The sequence below is a fragment of the Desulfoglaeba alkanexedens ALDC genome (assembly GCF_005377625.1).
GTDB classification, from domain to species: Bacteria; Desulfobacterota; Syntrophobacteria; order Syntrophobacterales; family DSM-9756; genus Desulfoglaeba; species Desulfoglaeba alkanexedens.
In genome coordinates, this window is record NZ_CP040098.1 from 2,848,645 (window position 1) to 2,865,522 (window position 16,878).

The following is a 16,878-nucleotide window of genomic DNA, read 5'->3' on the forward strand; positions in this document are numbered from 1 at the left end:
CCATAGCTGGATAGGTAGTATAGAGGAAAAGTGAGGTGCAAGATGCAAGACTACAGAGTTGAAGCAAAAGTATCGAGTGACGGATCGCTCATCATAAAGGGCCTGCCGTTTCAGGCTGGTGACAAAGTTGAGGTCATTATCCGCAGTCATAAGGATGGAGAGAGAAAAGGCACATGCTATCCTCTTCGTGGAAAGCCCATCCGATACGCTGATCCATTCGGTAGTGTTGCGGAAGAAGATTGGGAAGTTCTCAGATGATCATCCTGGATACTCACATCTGGGTGTGGTGGGTGCACGGGGATCAGCAAATCACCAGCACACAGGCAGAGATCATAAAGGCCAACGAGACAGACATCATTGCTGTGAGTGCAATCTCAGCTTGGGAGATCGCAAAGCTCGTTGAGTACGACCGGCTGGAGCTGCCTTGCCCATTGAATGAGTGGTTTCATGAGGCTCTGAGCTATCCTGGCATCCGCCTTATCGAACTCACACCAGAGATTGCTATAGAATCCACTGTGCTCCCAGGAGAGTTCCACCATGATCCAGCTGATCAAATCATAGTAGCAACTGCAAGGCTGTACGATTCTCCACTTATTACTTCTGACAGTAAGATTCTGAAATACCCCTATATAAACACTGTATCATAAGGAAGAGATTCAGTTTACTTCTTGTTCCCAAGCTCCAGCTTGGGAACACAACTGTGCAGAAGCTCCAGCTTCGGGCAGGCCGTTCCCAAGCTGGAGCTTGGGAACGAGCGGGAGATTTTATTTCCCCTCCCCTTGTGGGAGGGGATTAAGGGGAGGGGGGAGAGGGGGACTTTTTGACCTTGTTCCCAAGCTGGAGCTTGGGAACGAGGGGAAACGGAGCTGATGCGGTTGCTGCTTCAGGGCCATATAGATCTACCTCAGAGGGTCACCCTGGATGTCGTTCTAAAAGATCCGCACCCAAATCAGTTCGCGCATTTATCGAGAAGATACAAATTCAACGCTTGCCTGATTTCTCTTTTCTTTCCGGCCTTCGGCAATGCCCGATGAAAGGACTTCGCTGATGGAAGCCTTCCTCAAGCAGGGCCAGAGCCTGCTCATCGCCGCCGGCATCGCGGTCGGGGCAGTGGCACTGGGTGTGGCGATCTCCGCTCTTATCATGACCATTCTGACCTCCTTCGCGCGGCGAAGCCCCAGTCCCTTTCTCCAGTCGCTTTCCCGGCACGTGCGGTTGCCGCTCAGGCTGATCTTCCCCATCGTCACGGTGAGTGCGGTTCTGCCGTTTCTGAAGATGCAGCCTGAAGTCCTCCAGATGTTCCGACACGTATTGACGGTGTTTTTGATCGGATCCGTGGCCTTGCTTGCGGCCAAGCTGGTTTACGTGACCGAGGAATTCATCCTGGCCCACTACTACCTGGACCCCGGCGACAACCTGGAAGCCCGGAAAATCTACACGCAGGTTCAGTTTTTCCGAAAAGCGGCCGTTATCATTATCGGGGTGATCGCCGTCGCGCTGATCCTCATGAGCTTCGGCCGGGTCCGCCAGGTGGGGACCACGATCCTCACTTCGGCCGGCATCATCGGTATCGTCATCGGTCTGGCGGCCCAGCGTTCCATCTCCATGTTCCTGGGGTCGCTCCAGCTCGCCCTGACCCAGCCGCTTCGCATCGACGACGTGGTCATCGTGGACGGCGAATGGGGCCGAGTGGAAGAAATCACCCTCACGTACGTGGTGGTGAGGATCTGGGATCTGAGGCGGCTGGTCGTGCCCATCACGTATTTCATCGAACGGCCGTTCCAGAACTGGACGCGGGTTTCGGCGGATTTGCTGGGAACCGTGTTCCTCTACGTGGACTACTGCGTCCCCGTTTCAGCCGTCCGCGAGGAACTCCACCGGATCCTCAAGGAATCCAAATGGTGGGATGGAAAAGTCTGGAATCTTCAGGTCACCAACGCCACCGAACGGTGTGTGGAACTGCGGGCGCTCATGAGCGCCTCCGACGCCTCCACGGCATGGGACCTGCGGTGCCACGTGAGGGAAAGACTCCTGGAATTCATCCAGGCGCGGTATCCCGAAGCGCTTCCGCGGTTCCGCGCGGAAATTCGGGAATCATCCGCGGAACCGGGCGGCGGACTCAGGGCCCCGGAAGCGGCGTCCCCCGGGATGCGTTGACGGGAGCCGGTCAAAGCGGGAACCATCCCGGCATCCCGAGCGGACGACACCCATCGTAAACCCGACCCACTCTGGAGAAACCATGCAGGAAGCCTTCGCCGTCAAAGATTGTGCCCTCATCGCCATCGCCACGGGCGAAAAGGCCCAGGACCTTCGCGAGCTCCGCGACCGCCTCCATGAAACCCCCTCGGGGTGCATCTACTACCATTTCTGGGGCGGGCTCCTTCGCCCGCGTTTCGACGACCCCGAATACCAGAACGATTTCGCCGCCTGGGTGCGCCACGGACTCCACGAACCCGTGCTGGCCGAGCGGCTCGCCATCATCGATCCCACCGAATACAGGGACATAGAAGATCTCCGTCGCGAACTGATCGATGCCGTGGAAGAACGGCTCTACGAAAGCGAGTTCGCATCCTGGATGCGGGCCAGGAAAACGTTTCATTTCATGCGGAGCCAGATCGTGGTCTTCGATACCATGATCCGGGTGAGCAACCCCGACGAACTGGGCATCATCATTCCGCACCTGACTCTCGGAAGCATCTTCTACCACTTCATCGATGCGAGACGCCGAACGGAAACCGGCCGGAACGACTTCACCGAATGGCTTCGCGGTTTCGACGGCCCGTACGTGGAGCTGGCGGATCGAATCGCGGACGTCGACCCCTACTTCACCTCCCTTACCGACCTGAGACGTGATCTGGCCGCGGTCTTCCATAACGCGGGCCTTCAAGAGGAGGCGTCATGAGCAGCCTGCTGGAACGCTACGAGGAAATCGTCGGAACCGAAGTGATCCATCAGTTGCGCCAGTTGGCCGAACCTCTGAAAGGCGTCCGAACCGTTCACGTTAATTCCACCCGGGAAGGCGGAGGCGTCGCCGAGATTCTCCATCGGCTGGTTCCGCTGAAACAGGAACTGGGGATCCACGCGTCCTGGGAAGTCATCGAGGGGAACGCCGCATTCTACAAGTGCACCAAGCGGATGCACAACGCCTTCCAGGGAACCCCGGTGGAAATCCCCCCGGGACTGCTCGAAAACTACGAAACCATCAACGAAGAAAACGCGGGAAAGCTCAGGCCTGCCCTGCAGGACTCGGACCTGGTCTTCATTCACGATCCACAGCCCGCGGGGCTGCTGCGTTATTTTTCCGAAAGGAAAGGCAAGTGGATCTGGCGGTGCCACATCGACGCCAGCCGGCCGCACCGGCCCGTGTGGAAGTACCTGAAGCGGTTCGTTCGCGGCTACGACGCGAGCATCTGGTCGCTCGCCGAATTCGCCCAGCCGCTTCCGCATCCCATGTACGTCATTGCACCCAGCATCGATCCCATCAGCGAAAAGAACGCCGATGTTTCGGCGGAAGAAATCCAGGACACCTACAGCCGGTGGAACCTGGATCCCAAGCGGCCCATCATCACCCAGGTTTCCCGCTTCGACCGCTTCAAGGATCCCGTGGGCGTGATCCAGGCGTACCGAATGGTTCGCGGCTTCATTCCCGTTCAGTTAGTGCTGGCCGGAGGCGGTGCCACAGACGATCCCGAAGGCGGGGAGGTGCTCGAAGAAGTGAAGCTGGCCGCAGGAGACGATCCTGACATTCACATCCTGGAACTGCCCCCCGACGCCCACCGGGAAATCAACGCCATCCAGCGCGTTTCCACCATCATCCTCCAGAAATCCACCCGGGAGGGCTTCGGGCTCACCGTGACCGAAGCCATGTGGAAAGGCAAGCCCGTGATTGGAGGCGACACGGGAGGCATCCGCCTGCAGGTGATCAATCATCACACCGGGTTCCGAGTGAATTCACCGGAAGGCGCGGCGCTTCGCATCCGCTATCTTCTGAAAAACCGCGACAAACTGCGGGAAATGGGTCACAAGGCCCGCCAGTTCGCCCTGGAGAATTTCCTCATCACCCGCCACCTCCGGGAATACCTGACCCTCATGCTGGCCATCATGTACGAACACGAAGAGCGAATCGAGCTCCAGCCGGCTGAGTACAGGTCCACAGTATAAAGTGTTAATTCCATCTTGTTCCCAAGCTCCAGGTTCCATCTTGTTCCCAAGCTCCAGCTTGGGAACACAACTGTGCAGAAGCTCCAGCTTCCATTCCTATGAGGCCGTTGCCAAGCCGGAGCTTGGTAACGAGCGGGAAATTTTATTTCCCCTCCCCTTGTGGGAGGGGATTAAGGGGAGGGGGAGAGGGGGATTTTCCATCTTGTTCCCAAGCTCCAGCTTGGGAACACAACTGTGCAGAAGCTCCAGCTTCGATTCCTATCCGTTCCCAAGCTTCAGCTTGGGAACGAGGCGAACATCCGTTCTGTCCAGATCGAGGCTTCCACCCATCCGCTTTCGCGTGTCCGAGAGGTGAGAGCCGTTCAGCTCAGTAACGGGCGACGGGTTTCACCATCGGGAAGGACTCAGGTGCTCCGGCACTCCGGTCCAATCCACGTCCCCTTCGGTATAGCGGGGGGGATGGTTTTCTTGTGCGTCCCGAAAACCGTCCATAAGCCCCCGCCAGTAGGCCGGAGGGACCGGGCCGCCGCGTTCCAGTTCGTCCGATCGGCGTCGAGCGTAGGTGCGGGGCGTTTCCGTGTCGTCCCAGCTCAACGCTTCCGGAGCTTCCCTGTAGCCTCTGAGGTAACCGGCCTTGTACTCGTCCGTATCGATAACGGCAGGTCCTTCGGGCCGCAGGTGGGGCGGCAGCGCTTGAAGATCCACCCGGTCCAGAGTGAACTTGGGTATCCAGCCTCGGACGGCATCGCGAAAGCCGTCCTTTAGGCCCCGCCAGTAACTGATGGGAACCTCGCCTTTTGCTTTCAATTCGTCGCGTTTCCGGGCGGCGTAGGTACCGTAGGTGAGTTCCGGATCGGCCGGTTTGAGCACTTGAGCGTCCTGGTACCCGGTCACGTAGCCGGCGCGGTAGCTGTTGTTTTCCGCAGCGGCAGCCGGATACGCTCCCAGGGTCGCCGCCAGAACGAAAGCCGCCGCCAGGCGGCGCATGATGGATCGTTTCATGTCTGAACCTCACAGTGCGTGACGTGAGCACAGAGCGTGACGAAGGTAATGAACATGCCGAGACCGAAGCGGGCGCCCAGGGTAGTGAGCCGGCAGGCCTTTCATTCAAGGGATGCGGCGACTTTCACGGGAAGTGCCAGCAGGTTGTTTTCTTTAAAAGAAAGTATACCACGCTTGCCGGTGAGATGCGAAGGGGGCGGGAAAACCCGCCGTTCAACCTCATGGCAGGTCGCCGGCGGTTATGGTAAATAGGCCGCGTCGACCCGCGAACCTTGCATCCGCGAACCGCCGCCTGCATTCCTGGAGGTCTTTCATGAACATTCGATGGCGTTTGTTTCTGTTGGGGGTTCTCGCATTCACGATCACTGCCCTGGCCTGGATCCATCCGATCCCCTGCTATGGGGAGACCGTCCGTTCCGCCGGACAGACCCTCTACGTGCCCGCCTATTCCCACGTCTACCACGGCGATAAGGGAAAAACCTTCAACCTCACGGTCACGTTGAGCGTCCGGAACGCCGATACGAAAGCGTCGTTCCATCTGACGGCCGTCGATTATTACAGTTCGAAAGGCCGGCTCACGCGCAACTATCTGGAAAAACCCGTCTTGTTGGGCCCTTTGGAGTCCACGTACTTCATCGTGGGGGAATCGGACGTGAGCGGGGGAGGGGAGCCCTGCTTCATCGTCCGCTGGAAATCGGACAAGAAAATCAACCCGCCCGTGATCGAGGCGGTGATGATCGGAGCGTCTTCCTCCCAGGGGATTTCCTTCGTGTGCCCGGCGCGGGTCATCGAGGAATGAAGGGGTTCCCGGCCGGCCTGCGAAACGGCCGTCGTTTTCAGGCCAGCAGGCGCATCATGATGGGGATCGCCATGAAGGTCCCCACGGAACTTCCGATGTTCGTGAAGACGACCACCAGGAGGACCCGGGTGATGCGGTTCCGCCAGAACCCCTTCAAGGACCCGATATCTTCCGGCAGGCTTTCGAAATCCCTGACCTTGGGTTTCTTGAGCAAGGCTTCGACCAGGCCGGAAACCCAGCCCGCGGCGATCATGGGATTGAGGGAGGTGAAGGGGGCGGCGGCCACGGCGGACAGGATGCTGAGCGGGTGAGCCAGCGCCAAGGCGGCCCCCAGGCCCGCCAGGACTCCGTTGGCCAGGACCCACCATCGGATCATGTGCGTGCCGGTGGCCGTTCCGGCCTTGACGAATCCCAGCGCGATCAGCGCCAGGATGAGCAGCGGCAGGCCCCACTTGACGACCCCCGCCGCACGGCCCTTCGGCGGGATTGTTTCCAGCGCCTCGATATCCACCGGGCGCTCCCAGGCTTCCAAGATGCCCGGCACATGGCCGGCTCCCACCACGGCCACGATCTTCCGCCCCGGTGCGGTCCGTATCCGGTGAGCCAGGTACAGATCCCGTTCATCGATGAGGGTTTCCTTGATTTCCGGAAAAGACCGGCCCACTTCCGTGAGGACGGTTTCCAGGACGTCCATCCGTTTCAGTCTTTCCACGTCCTCCCGGTCGATGGATTCCAGTTCCCCCGAAGAGGAAATCAGCTGGCCCAGGAGGCGCAGCTTGGCCAGAAAGCCCATCCGGCGCCACGTGCGGGCGAGGGTGATGCGGATGTCCCGGTCCGCCAGGTGCACCTGCGCGCCCGCTTCTTGAGCGGCCGCCACCGCGCGGCGGATTTCTTCGCCCGGGCGGATGCCGAGCCTGTTTCCGATCTTCCGCTGGAAGTAGGCGAGAATCAGGTTGGAAAGCAGCAGAAACGCCTTCTTCTGGCGAATCACGTCCACCAGGTCCGTGTTCCGCCAGCGGCTCTCGTCGGTGAGCGCCTGGTAGCGCGCCCGGCACAGTTCCACGGAGACCGTATCCGGCCGTTCTTCCCGGATGATCTCTTCGACGAGCTCGGCGCTTTCCAGGGAAACGTGCGCCGTTCCCACCAGCAGAATCTCCTTGTCCTCGAATTGCAGGCGGTGAATGTCCTTTTCCGACATGAAAGGTGCCACGACCTCCTTGAATGCAGCGGCGGGAAACGCCTGATCACCCCCGTCGCGCGAAACCGACGGATCGCCGGGCACCTAGCTCCGGCAGGGCGGCGGAACCTTTTATCATTCATCGTGCCTTGAGGCAAACCGGATCGAAGGTTGCGCCGGCCTTCGAAACGCCGGGGACCTCAAAGCGGCGCGTCGAGGGGTTCCGCATAACCGGTGAGTTCCATATAACCCGTTCCGGAAACCGGTGCGCCACGGGATATCCCCGTCACCGTGACGCTTCCTTCCCAATAAGTCACCCCCGTGCTTTCGGTCGTTTCCAGTTCTTGGTCCGAAAGTCGAGGGTTCAATTCAAGATCCATGGAAAGTTCCGGGATCCGCAACCGCCGGCGGATGGGATAGACCGCCCCGGAACGCGGACTCTTCCACGTCGACAGGACATCCACCCGGATATGGTCCCGCTCCAGGTGCCGGACGTTTCCGTAAACATCGACGAAAGAGCCGCTGGATGCCGGGTGAAACCGGCCGTCCGCCTTGCGAAGCAGATAAATCATCAACTCCGTCCGATCGTTGAATTGCAGGCTGAACCAGTCCCAGCCCACGAGTCCCGGTTCCAGGGCCGCCGAACTGAATTCGTGGTCCATCCAGGCCGTTCCGGAAACGGGAATGCGGCGGCCCCGGCAGTCGATGCTTCCTTCCGCTCGAAGCCACGTGAGCGAATAATAACAGCTGGCCCGTTCCGGTGTGCTGCCCTTCAGGCTGACGCCGCGGTCGCCGTGGAGCGCGGGCGGCTTTTCAGCGAACAGCTCAAGATCCAGGGCGAAGTCCTCCGAAGCGGCGCTCAGCCGGTGCCGGTTCCCTTCAATGACGGCGGACCAATCGTTCAGGTGGATCCGGAGCGTTTCCCCGTCCCATTCGGCTCCGGCGAGCCCCAACACGCCCCGGTAGGTCCGTTCATCGTAAAGAAATCTTCCGGCCGCGCCGTCGGTCAGCGCGGCATGAGCGAAAAAGAGGTGCCGCGCCCTCCAGCGGGAAGCGTTTTCCGGGCGGTTCACGTCTTCCGCGGGGGGCACGAATCGGTGCCGGAAAAAGGTAAGCTGAAAGCCGAAGGGTTCGTTCCGGTCGGAAAACAGGTTTCCCGTGTAATACCACCATTCGGTGCGGAAGTCGGGGTGAGCACCATGGTCGCTGGGAAACTCCAGGCCGCAGGAGCCGGTGACGGACCGGTAGGATTCCGCGTCCGGCTGCCGAGTGCCGGACGGCCGAGGGAAGCACAGCACCACGGCGAGCAGCACGAAAAGGAAGGCGGAGCGCCTCCGGTCCCAGCCGCTTTCTCTTTTCGGGTTCATGGCTGTTCCCTCAACAGGCTTGCGGGCGATTGGCGGAGGGCCCTTCGGTACGCCGGGACCACCGCGGCCACGGCCGCGAGAAAGATCGCAGGGACAGAGGCGGCGAGCGTCGGCCAGTCCACGGAGTAAAGAAAAGTCCAGCCGAAGGACTGCCGGTTGATGACGTGGATGAGGATCACCGAAAGAACCCCCCCGCACAGAAGACCGAGAAAAACCCCCGCCGACACCAGGAAGACGGCTTCCCAGACAATGAGCGAACGGATCTGGGACGCATCGGCGCCCACGGCTCGAAGCGTATTCAGTTGTACCGACCGTTCCAGTACCAGCACGGTGAGGGTCGTCGCGATGCCGAGGCCGGCCACCAGGAGCGCCATCGCCAGCAGTACGGTGGTGATGGCGAAGGTCTCGTCGAAAATCCTGAGGATTTCCCGACGAAGTTCCGTTCCTAAGATGACCTCCAAACCATGGCGCGCGCCCTGACCGAGCAGCATGGAACGCCGGAAGGCTTCGATTCGCCCCCTGGAGTGTTCGGAAGGGTCCTTCAGAAAGAGCCGCGCGCCGCTCCAATGCGTGTCGCCGGTCCAGTGTCGGAAATGATCCAGCGAAACGTAGACCATGCCCCCGCGGGTCCGGTAGTCCCGAAAGACCCCGCAGACGGGAAGATCAATGAGCGTGCCGAGGACCATGGCTTGGAAGCGATCGCCCGGGCCGAGTCCGGTGCGGTTCCAGAAGACCTCGGAAACCAGTACACCTCGTCCCGAGGCGGCCTGTTCCAGGGCTTCGGTCGGATCGCCTCGGCAGAAGATGAACGAGGCGTGGCGGAGGAGGTCTTCGAAGGCGACGGCTTCCAGCTGGTACGGTACGCCGGCGTAATGAAGGGAAAAGTGCCGGTACGGCGCCACGTCCCAGGATTCCTGCGCGGCCTGGAGCATGGCTACGGCTTCCTGCGGCAGGGGATCGCGGTAATCGTTGGCGCCCGCCGTTCTGGGGCGGACGAAGACGTCGCCGGCCACGGTTTGTCGCACCCACAGTTCCACCGTGTTTCGAAAGCTGTGAGTCATGATGACGAGGGCGGTGAAGAGGGCCACCGCCGTGATGAGGGCTCCCACGGAGACGGCGACGCGAACGCCCGAGTCCCGGATATAGCGGGAAGCGAGAAAGGCGGGTTCCCCTCCGATGCGGCGCAGCGGCGGCGCCAGGGTCCCGCCGGTTCTCCGCAGAAACAGCGGGGAAAGGAAGGCGAACCCGCAAAAGAGGATAAAAACGGCCAGGTAACCCGCCAGGGGAATCCCGGAAACGGGCGGGAGGTTCGAAAGAGGCCAGACGATGGCGATGAGGGCGGTTCCGGCCGCGAAGAGCCTCCCGGCGGCCCGGGAATCGCCGCCTTCCCCCGTTTCCGGCTTCAGAACTTCCCTGGGTCGTACCGTCATGGCCTGGTGAGCCGGCTGGTAGGCCGCAAGCAGCGACACGCCCAGGGTGACGAGAAAGGAAAGCCCGATCTCCCAGAGGCCCGGCGCCATCCCCTCGGGCCGCACCCTGGCGAAAAGCAGGGTCACCGTCGCACTGACGCCTCGAACCATCTGGTGCACCAGCAGCGTTCCGAGGGGGATCCCCAGAGCCCACCCCAGAAGCCCCAAGAAGGCACCTTCGAGGATAAACAGGCGGAAGAGAGCGCTCCGCGATGCGCCTATAGATCGGAGCGCGGCCAGTTCGCGGCGCCGGGAAGTCGCATTCAGCGCCACCAGGCTGTAGACCAAGAACATGCCCACAAAGAGGGAAACGAAGCTCAGAATGGACAGGTTGACCTCATAGGCTTCGATCATGGCCGTCCCGCTCTCCTTTGTTTCCCCGGGAGGATCCAAGGCGACGCCTGGAGGAAGGATCCCGCGGACGGCCGCTTCCATCTCTTGGAGACGACCGGGCCCGGCCCGGAGATCGATCCGGTCCACCACGCCGTGCCGGCCGAGGAATTCCTGAGCTGTGGCGATATCCACAAGGCCCATGAGGCCTCCGTCCGCCAGCGCAAGCCCCTGGGACTCCAGAACGCCGATCACGCGGAACCGTTTGCGCGAAGCCCCGTAGGAAAGCGTCAGGGTCTCGCCGGGAGAAGCGGCCAGTTCGCGGGCCGCGGCCTCGGCCAGGAGGATCGCCTCCGGGTTTTTCATGAGTTCGAGCCAGGCCGTTTTCCCTTCAGCCCGCGCAGCGCTCGCCTTCCAATGTCGAAGCGGGCGGTCCAGGATGGGATCGATACCGATGAGAAGAAGCGGCAGGTCGCCCCTTCCTTCAGGTTCTACGTAGGCTGTGATCAGCGGGGAGGCGGTTTCCACCTCTGGAAGCCGCACCAGGGGCGCCACCAACGTTTCGGGAACGGCACCTCCCGGACGGACGACCACCCCGTCCGATGTCCCGGTCACGGCGTCCATGCTCTGGACAAAGGAATGAAGCGATGCGCGGACGGCGATCCGAACGCTGGTGAATACGGCGGCGCCCAGCGCAATGCCCGCCACGACGGCCAGGGCGCGCCACCGGTGGTGTTTCAGGTGCCGAAGGCTGAACCACGCAAAAAGCCGGACTAGGAAGAGGCGCTCTCGCATGCGCGATCGACGATCCTCCCGTCTCGAAGATAGAGTTGCACGGTGGCGTAGGGGTCGGCCATGGTGCTGTGGGTGGCGATGAGGACGGTGCGCCGAAATTCCCGGTTCAATGTCGCCAGGAGTTCCACGACCACGCGGCCGTTCCGGCTGTCCAGGTTGCCCGTGGGTTCATCGGCCAGAATGACGGCGGGATCATTGATGAGCGCCCGGGCGATGGCCGCGCGCTGACATTCGCCGCCGGAAAGCTGGGACGGAAGGTGATCGGTTCGAGGCGCGAGGTGCATCCAGTGGATCCACTCCATGGCCTTCGCCCGGACTTCCTTTTCCGGGCGCCCGGCCAGCAGGGCCGGAAGGCAGACGTTTTCCAGGAGGGTGAGGGTCGGAAGCAGGTTGAAGTTCTGAAAGACCATGCCCGTCACTTCCCGGCGGAAGACGGTGAGGTCCCGTTCCGTCGCCCGATCCAGCCGGTAGCCGGCAACGGTGAGTTCCCCCCGGGTCGGGCGGTCCAGGGCCGCCACAAGCGATAAAAACGTACTCTTGCCCGAACCGCTGTCGCCTTTGAGCACCACCAGTTCGCCCCGGCGGATGTCCACGGAGACCCCGTCCAGGCCGACCACTTCTGTGTTTCCCAATAGGTACAGGCGGGTGAGGCCCCGGGCCGAGATGACCGGGTCTTCCCAAGCGCCGGTTTCGGGAAGGTTCTTCATGGTGCGACCGCCTGGAAGGCCCGGGCTCGTTTTCAGTCGCCTGAAGCGCGGGGACCGCACGGTTCGGGCGAGGCGCCGTAGGCTTCGAGAACGCTCTGGATCAGGCGGGTCGTGGACATTCCGGCAACCAGCGGCACCCGCTCCACACGCCCGCCGCGCGCCCGCACCCAATCGCCCCCCACGATGTCTTCCATGGCCCAGTCGGCCCCCTTGACCAGAACGTCCGGTGAGATGGCTTGAATGAGGGGCAGCGGGTCGGGCGTGTCGAAAAGCACCACGTAATCCACGCAGTGGAGTCCGGCCACCAGCTCGCTTCGATCGCTTTCTCCCACCACCGGGCGCCGCGGTCCCTTGATGTGCCGGACCGATCGGTCGCTGTTGACGCCCACCACCAGAACGTCGCCCAGCGCCCCGGCCGCTTCCAAATAGCGGAGGTGCCCCGTGTGCAGGAGGTCGAAACAGCCGTTGGTGAAAACCACGCGGCGGCCCTTCCTTCGAGCCTCGGCGAGGGCCGGCCGCAGCTCGTCAAGCGTTTTGACCTTTTCTCTTGCCTTCATGGCGCTCCGGGTCGGTCGAAGGTCCGTCCGCATCCTCATGATCGTCCAGGAAAGGCCGTGCCGCCTCTTCCAGCTCTTCGGGGGTCATGTGCGGCCAGAGGCGGCAGTGTTCGCCTTCCAGAGCGTCGATGATCCCTTCCCGGTACATCTTGATCCAAAAGGGCAGGCTGGCGGTGTCGGCGTTGGCGACCCGAATGATGCCACCCGGGTCTTCCACGTAGATTTCCCCGCGGAAAATCCGCTTGAGGCACTGAAGGGCCTTCCGACCTTGGCCTCTTCGCCGAGCTCCCATTACTTCCAAGTGGTAGACGGTGATTTCCTTGGTCCCGTCCGGGGCCAGCCTCAAGCTCAACTGCCCTCGAAAATGTCCCGGCTTTTCGAAGGCCAAGATCTCCATGGGGCCGTACCCTTTGAGAATCGTGAGCAGGTCCTTTACCGAATGCTCGCCGTAAGCCGCCTTCCAGATGATCCCTTTCCACTCGATTTCCGCCACTTCCACTCACTCCAGCATCATGGGTCGAGGATGCGCGCATCGCTTCAAAGTGGCGCCGCTCTGGAACCCAGCTTGTGCTTGGCTTCCCGGACGGCTCGCACCAGGTCGTTCTGCCATCCGGCTGCTTTGGGAACCCCATCGGTTTCAGAACGTGAGATGACGAAGGAACTCAGAGGAGGATCTGTTTCAGAGCAGTCCCTGCTCTCAAACAGGACAATTCAGTACTTCCGGCCTTTCCCGAGAACCACCGGGTAGAGGCCCAATGTCTCGATTTCCGGGCATGCGCTCACCATCTGACGCCACAGGGTCTCCCGGTCCGGGTGATCAAAGGATCTCGTTTTGGTTCGCGGGCGGCACATTCATCGCGCTCCAAGGTTTTCCCGGGGTTCCTCGTCCGGCGGAAGGCGCGTGACCGCCGGATCCGCCAACGGGCGATGGGCGCAAGGCATCTGCCGCAAAGCTTCGAACAAGGCGACGCCCACCGCCGTCGCCAGATTCAGGCTGCGCACGCGGCTGCGGTCGATGGGAAGGGTCAGCACGTGCCGGGGCTCCGTCCGGAGCAGTCCCGGCGGCAATCCCCGCGTTTCCGAACCGAAAACCAGGCAGTCCCCCGGATGAAACCGAAAATCGTGGAAAACCCGGGTTCCGTGGGTCGAAAAATATACGAAACGGCAGCCGGACAGGCGCCGGCGAAAACTTTCCAGGTCCGGATAAACGGTGAGGTCCACATGGGGCCAGTAATCAAGCCCTGCGCGCTTGAGATAGCGGTCGGTGAGTCGAAACCCAAGGGGCTCGATCAGGTGCAGCGGCGTGTGGGTCGCGGCGCACGTGCGCGCCACGTTTCCCGTGTTCTGGGGAATCTCCGGTTCGACGATCGCCACCTGCACCGGCGGCCGTCCTGCAAGCTCGGTCAGCTGAAGCGAATTGCTTGGAATTTCGGGACCGGCCACCGCCGGAACCTCACGACAGGGTCCGAACCGCCCGCACGAAGTGCGTGGCGTAGTTTTCTTCCACCAGGTAAAGGTCGCCGTAGTAATAGTCGGCATAGACGGCCCGATGATGGTCGGCCTCCGTAGAACTCCAAAGGCACCGTTGAGGGCCGAAAAGCGGGCTGATGTAAAGGCCTGTCTCGCGGTTTTCTTCCGGAGTGAGAAGGGTGGCCAGCTCGTCCTTGTCCGGGAACCGCCAATCGTCGTAGCCGCCCCATTGGCTCTGATTCAGCCGTTCCACGTAATCGAAGCCGTCTTTCCAAACCATCCGGTCTTCCGAGGCCTGCCTCTGCCACATGAGCCTGGTCTCTCGGTCCAGCACGAAGAGGTCTTTGCGTAACACCAGGCGATCACTCATGTCCGCACCTCCAACCATGTCCGCTACCCATGTCCCGCGGCGGATCACTCCGCTCTAGAAGGAAGTCGCATCGTGTGTCGGTGATAAGTCTGTGCACGGAGGACGTTAGGTGATAGTATGTTAAAAGATAACGGGCCCGAATCGGGTCATGCTCAAACCATCTTCTTGTAACACAGTCGTGACGGAATCCGAAAAGGAAAATGCCTCACGCCTCACGGATGCTCAAGTCCATCAAGGAGATTCCATGCCGTTCAGTCTCTCCGGAAAGATCGAAATCTTCTACCAGGTTCACGGCCAGGGCGCACCGCTTCTCTTGATCAGTGGCCTGGGAGGTGGGAGCTGGTCCTGGTTCGGTCAGGTTCCGTTTTTCAGAAATCACTACCGAACCATTACTTTCGACAACCGGGGCGCCGGTCGATCGTCCAAGCCGCCCGGTCCTTACACCATGGTGGAACTGGCAAGGGACGCGGCGGGCATCCTGGACCACCTTGGCATCCCAAGCGCCTTCGTCATGGGCCTTTCCATGGGCGGCATGCTCGCTCAGGAACTCGCCCTTCTGGCTCCCGAGCGGGTTCGAGCCCTGGTCCTGGGATGTACGCACTGCGGGGGATCCGAAAAGATCGCCCCGGACCCGGACGTCATCGCCCGCTTTGCAGCCAACACCGGGCTCAGCCAGGCTCAGATCATCGACAAGAATCTGCCGTTCCTTTTCAGCGAAACCTTCCTGGAAGAACACCCGGACCGGGTGGCCGCCTACCGGAAGGTTCAACTCAACGCCCCGCTCCAGCCCGAACATGCGTTCCAGGCTCAGCTCCAGGCCATTCAGACCTTTTCCGCCTGCGATCGCCTGCCGGGCCTTCGCATTCCAACCCTCGTGGTCACAGGAACCGAGGACGCGCTCGTCCCCGCTGAAAATGCCCGGATCCTCGAACGGCTCATCCCGGGCGCACGCCGGCTGGAATTCCAGGGTGCAGGGCATGCCTTGCACGTGGAATGCCGGGACCGGCTGAACGAAGCGGCCCACGCCTTTTTCTCGGAACACGCGTCCTGATCAACCGGTAAGGGCTTGTGCAAAAACAAGCTCATGAAAGTCGGGCCGCGAACGAGGTTCCTTCCTCCGGTAGGAGCGGCCTTGGCCGCGACCCGTAAAACGGGCAATGCCCCGTTGACCCTGATCGCCGGCAAGCCGGGCTCCTACAGGGGGGGCGGCACAGAACAGGTGGAAACGACCGGTGGTGGTTTTCTGAGGCCGGTGAAGGAAAACCGGGAGAGCCCCGTAGCGGGCTTTCCCGGTCCGATTTGACCCCGCATTCGGGGATGTCTGCCGGGCGGGTTCGGCCGGCGTCAGAGGTTCACGGCCTTGATGTGGCTGAGCTGTTCGATGTACCGTTCGAGAAGCATTTTCTGGTCTTTCTTGGTGATCTTCTTGCGAAGCCGCTCTTCGGCCATCTGGACGGCGAGTTCCACCACCTCCGCCCGAAACCGCTTTTTCGCCTGTTCAAACTGCATGGACGCGACTATCTGCGCATCCTCCAGTATGCGTTGCTTTTCCGCTTCGGCCTGCCGCAGAATTTTCTGTTTTTCTTCCATGCCGATCTGGTGGTAGAAGGCGCGGATGGATTCGATCTTGTCGTCCAACTCCTGGAGCATCCGGTTCTGCTCTTCCCGCTGAGCTTCCAAGGATTTCTGTTCCTGAGCCATGTGTTCAAAGACGCCGGCCACCTCGGCTCGCCGGCCGGTGACGAAACTCACCAGAGGCTTTCGCAGATACCGGTTCATGAAGTAGACCAGGATCCCGAAATTAATCAGGCGCATAGCCAGATCCCACGTGGCCCGCTCCACCGGCAACCAGTCGGCGGCGTGGCAGGGCGCGGCGGCAAGCGCTGCACCGGCACAAACCGCGGCCGCAATCGCAATCCTTCGCAACATCACTTTCCCCCGGAAACGTTTCAAACGCGCCTTCCTAGAACCTTGGTGGTGATCTCAAGGGACAGGCTCTCAGCCTGCTTCCTCAATTGTTTACGCGCCTTTTCCAGCTCCTGGAGCACATCCTGGCGCACCTTTTGGCGGAAGGCGACCACCTGTTCCTGGACGGCGGCCATCATTTCATCCGCCTGCCGATTCGCGTCCCTGCGCATGCCGGCCTGAACCTCGCGGGCTTCCTGTTCAGCGCGCTTCAGGCGCCTCTGGATGTCCCTGGACGTCTGCGCCAGTTGCTCGTGAAAACTCTGGAGCTGGTTCCGGAGGTCGCGCAGGTGCTGTTCCCGCTCCAGGATCAGCCGGTGAATCGGCTGAATCATCAGGCGGTTCAACACGAACAGCAACCCGAGAAACAGGGCCACCTGGACGATGAGCGTTGCGTTGAGGCTAATCATAGCGCCATCCGGATCGTCGAATGAACGGGATCACTTCACCACGAACATCAAGAGAAGAGCCACGACCAGCGAATAGATGCCGGTGGACTCGGAGACCGCCTGGCCCACCAGCATGGTGCGGGTGAGCAGTCCCGCTTCCTCCGGCTTTCTCCCGATGGCCTCGCAAGCTTTGCCGGCCGCGTAACCTTCACCCACTCCCGGTCCGATGGCGCCCAGGCCCATGGAGATTCCGGCACCGAGAAGCGCCGCTGCACGAATGAGATCGGCTCCCGTGAAATCCATAACCTGATTCCTCCCTT

The 16,878-nt window shown here is 61.4% G+C and carries 20 protein-coding genes; 7 read left to right on the forward strand and 13 right to left on the reverse strand.

The features are described from left to right. The first annotated feature begins 42 nt into the window (after positions 1 to 42). The 5 genes from FDQ92_RS12875 to FDQ92_RS12895 all read left to right on the forward strand — a co-directional run bounded on the left by FDQ92_RS12875 (position 43) and on the right by FDQ92_RS12895 (position 4,161). A complete protein-coding gene (locus tag FDQ92_RS12875; protein ID WP_137425267.1) occupies positions 43 to 258 on the forward strand; it encodes a hypothetical protein in 216 nt (71 codons plus the stop codon). After that, complete coding sequence (locus FDQ92_RS12880; RefSeq protein ID WP_137425268.1) at positions 255 to 647, forward strand: type II toxin-antitoxin system VapC family toxin; 393 nt, start codon at positions 255 to 257, stop codon at positions 645 to 647. Before FDQ92_RS12875 ends, FDQ92_RS12880 begins: the two co-directional genes overlap by 4 nt. A 400-nt stretch (positions 648 to 1,047) precedes the next feature. Then, the gene (locus FDQ92_RS12885; RefSeq protein ID WP_170180359.1) at positions 1,048 to 2,157 is read left to right on the forward strand and encodes a mechanosensitive ion channel family protein; all 1,110 of its coding nucleotides are present in this window, start codon (positions 1,048 to 1,050) and stop codon (positions 2,155 to 2,157) included. Between the two features lie 82 nt (positions 2,158 to 2,239). Then, positions 2,240 to 2,902, forward strand: a complete 663-nt coding sequence (locus tag FDQ92_RS12890; RefSeq protein WP_137425270.1) for a DUF5752 family protein — start codon at positions 2,240 to 2,242, stop codon at positions 2,900 to 2,902. Then, positions 2,899 to 4,161, forward strand: coding sequence for a glycosyltransferase (locus FDQ92_RS12895; RefSeq protein WP_137425271.1), 1,263 nt, complete (start codon positions 2,899 to 2,901; stop codon positions 4,159 to 4,161). The genes FDQ92_RS12890 and FDQ92_RS12895 overlap by 4 nt, the downstream gene beginning before the upstream one ends. Before the next feature lie 387 nt (positions 4,162 to 4,548). Here FDQ92_RS12895 and FDQ92_RS12900 read toward each other — a convergent pair whose 3' ends face one another. Further along, a complete protein-coding gene (locus FDQ92_RS12900; protein ID WP_137425272.1) occupies positions 4,549 to 5,163 on the reverse strand; it encodes a hypothetical protein in 615 nt (204 codons plus the stop codon). A 313-nt stretch (positions 5,164 to 5,476) separates the two neighbouring features. On the opposite strand from FDQ92_RS12900, the gene FDQ92_RS12905 reads away from it, so the two are divergent. Then, positions 5,477 to 5,962 carry a DUF3124 domain-containing protein gene (locus tag FDQ92_RS12905; RefSeq protein ID WP_137425273.1) on the forward strand — a complete coding sequence of 162 codons (486 nt, stop codon included), beginning with the start codon at positions 5,477 to 5,479 and terminating at the stop codon, positions 5,960 to 5,962. Positions 5,963 to 5,999: 37 nt separating this feature from the next. Here FDQ92_RS12905 and FDQ92_RS12910 read toward each other — a convergent pair whose 3' ends face one another. From FDQ92_RS12910 to FDQ92_RS12945, 9 genes are all read right to left on the reverse strand, one after another. Continuing rightward, on the reverse strand, positions 6,000 to 7,172 hold the full coding sequence (locus tag FDQ92_RS12910; RefSeq protein ID WP_246041725.1) for a TraB/GumN family protein: 1,173 nt from the start codon (positions 7,170 to 7,172) through the stop codon (positions 6,000 to 6,002). A 167-nt stretch (positions 7,173 to 7,339) separates the two neighbouring features. After that, the gene (locus FDQ92_RS12915) at positions 7,340 to 8,506 is read right to left on the reverse strand and encodes a lipocalin-like domain-containing protein (RefSeq protein WP_137425274.1); all 1,167 of its coding nucleotides are present in this window, start codon (positions 8,504 to 8,506) and stop codon (positions 7,340 to 7,342) included. Beyond that, entirely contained in the window at positions 8,503 to 11,100 is a 2,598-nt protein-coding gene (locus tag FDQ92_RS12920; protein WP_137425275.1) for an FtsX-like permease family protein, read from the reverse strand. Before FDQ92_RS12920 ends, FDQ92_RS12915 begins: the two co-directional genes overlap by 4 nt. Then, on the reverse strand, positions 11,079 to 11,807 hold the full coding sequence (locus tag FDQ92_RS12925; protein WP_137425276.1) for an ABC transporter ATP-binding protein: 729 nt from the start codon (positions 11,805 to 11,807) through the stop codon (positions 11,079 to 11,081). The genes FDQ92_RS12920 and FDQ92_RS12925 overlap by 22 nt, the downstream gene beginning before the upstream one ends. A 32-nt stretch (positions 11,808 to 11,839) precedes the next feature. Next, the gene (rfaE2, locus tag FDQ92_RS12930; RefSeq protein WP_137425277.1) at positions 11,840 to 12,364 is read right to left on the reverse strand and encodes a D-glycero-beta-D-manno-heptose 1-phosphate adenylyltransferase; all 525 of its coding nucleotides are present in this window, start codon (positions 12,362 to 12,364) and stop codon (positions 11,840 to 11,842) included. Then, a complete protein-coding gene (locus tag FDQ92_RS12935) occupies positions 12,333 to 12,857 on the reverse strand; it encodes a hypothetical protein (RefSeq protein ID WP_170180360.1) in 525 nt (174 codons plus the stop codon). The genes rfaE2 and FDQ92_RS12935 overlap by 32 nt, the downstream gene beginning before the upstream one ends. 218 nt (positions 12,858 to 13,075) lie before the next feature. After that, positions 13,076 to 13,216, reverse strand: a complete 141-nt coding sequence (locus tag FDQ92_RS15310) for a hypothetical protein (protein WP_170180361.1) — start codon at positions 13,214 to 13,216, stop codon at positions 13,076 to 13,078. Beyond that, complete coding sequence (locus FDQ92_RS12940) at positions 13,217 to 13,807, reverse strand: tRNA (cytidine(34)-2'-O)-methyltransferase (RefSeq protein ID WP_246041727.1); 591 nt, start codon at positions 13,805 to 13,807, stop codon at positions 13,217 to 13,219. 10 nt (positions 13,808 to 13,817) lie between these two features. After that, positions 13,818 to 14,204: an Lcl C-terminal domain-containing protein gene (locus tag FDQ92_RS12945; protein WP_170180362.1), complete on the reverse strand. Its 387-nt coding sequence runs from the start codon at positions 14,202 to 14,204 to the stop codon at positions 13,818 to 13,820. A 244-nt stretch (positions 14,205 to 14,448) separates the two neighbouring features. Here FDQ92_RS12945 and FDQ92_RS12950 point away from each other — a divergent pair, with 244 nt between their 5' ends. Further along, a complete protein-coding gene (locus FDQ92_RS12950; protein WP_170180363.1) occupies positions 14,449 to 15,255 on the forward strand; it encodes an alpha/beta fold hydrolase in 807 nt (268 codons plus the stop codon). 293 nt (positions 15,256 to 15,548) lie between these two features. Here the strand turns inward: FDQ92_RS12950 and atpF are convergent, their stop codons facing one another. The 3 genes from atpF to atpE are packed head-to-tail and all read right to left on the reverse strand — an operon-like array spanning position 15,549 to position 16,861. Beyond that, positions 15,549 to 16,133 carry a F0F1 ATP synthase subunit B gene (gene atpF / locus FDQ92_RS12955; RefSeq protein WP_137425282.1) on the reverse strand — a complete coding sequence of 195 codons (585 nt, stop codon included), beginning with the start codon at positions 16,131 to 16,133 and terminating at the stop codon, positions 15,549 to 15,551. Positions 16,134 to 16,153: 20 nt separating this feature from the next. Then, positions 16,154 to 16,579 (reverse strand): F0F1 ATP synthase subunit B, encoded by a 426-nt coding sequence (locus FDQ92_RS12960; RefSeq protein WP_137425283.1) that lies wholly within the window; start codon positions 16,577 to 16,579, stop codon positions 16,154 to 16,156. 30 nt (positions 16,580 to 16,609) lie between these two features. Beyond that, positions 16,610 to 16,861: an ATP synthase F0 subunit C gene (atpE, locus tag FDQ92_RS12965; RefSeq protein ID WP_137425284.1), complete on the reverse strand. Its 252-nt coding sequence runs from the start codon at positions 16,859 to 16,861 to the stop codon at positions 16,610 to 16,612. Positions 16,862 to 16,878 lie beyond the last annotated feature (17 nt).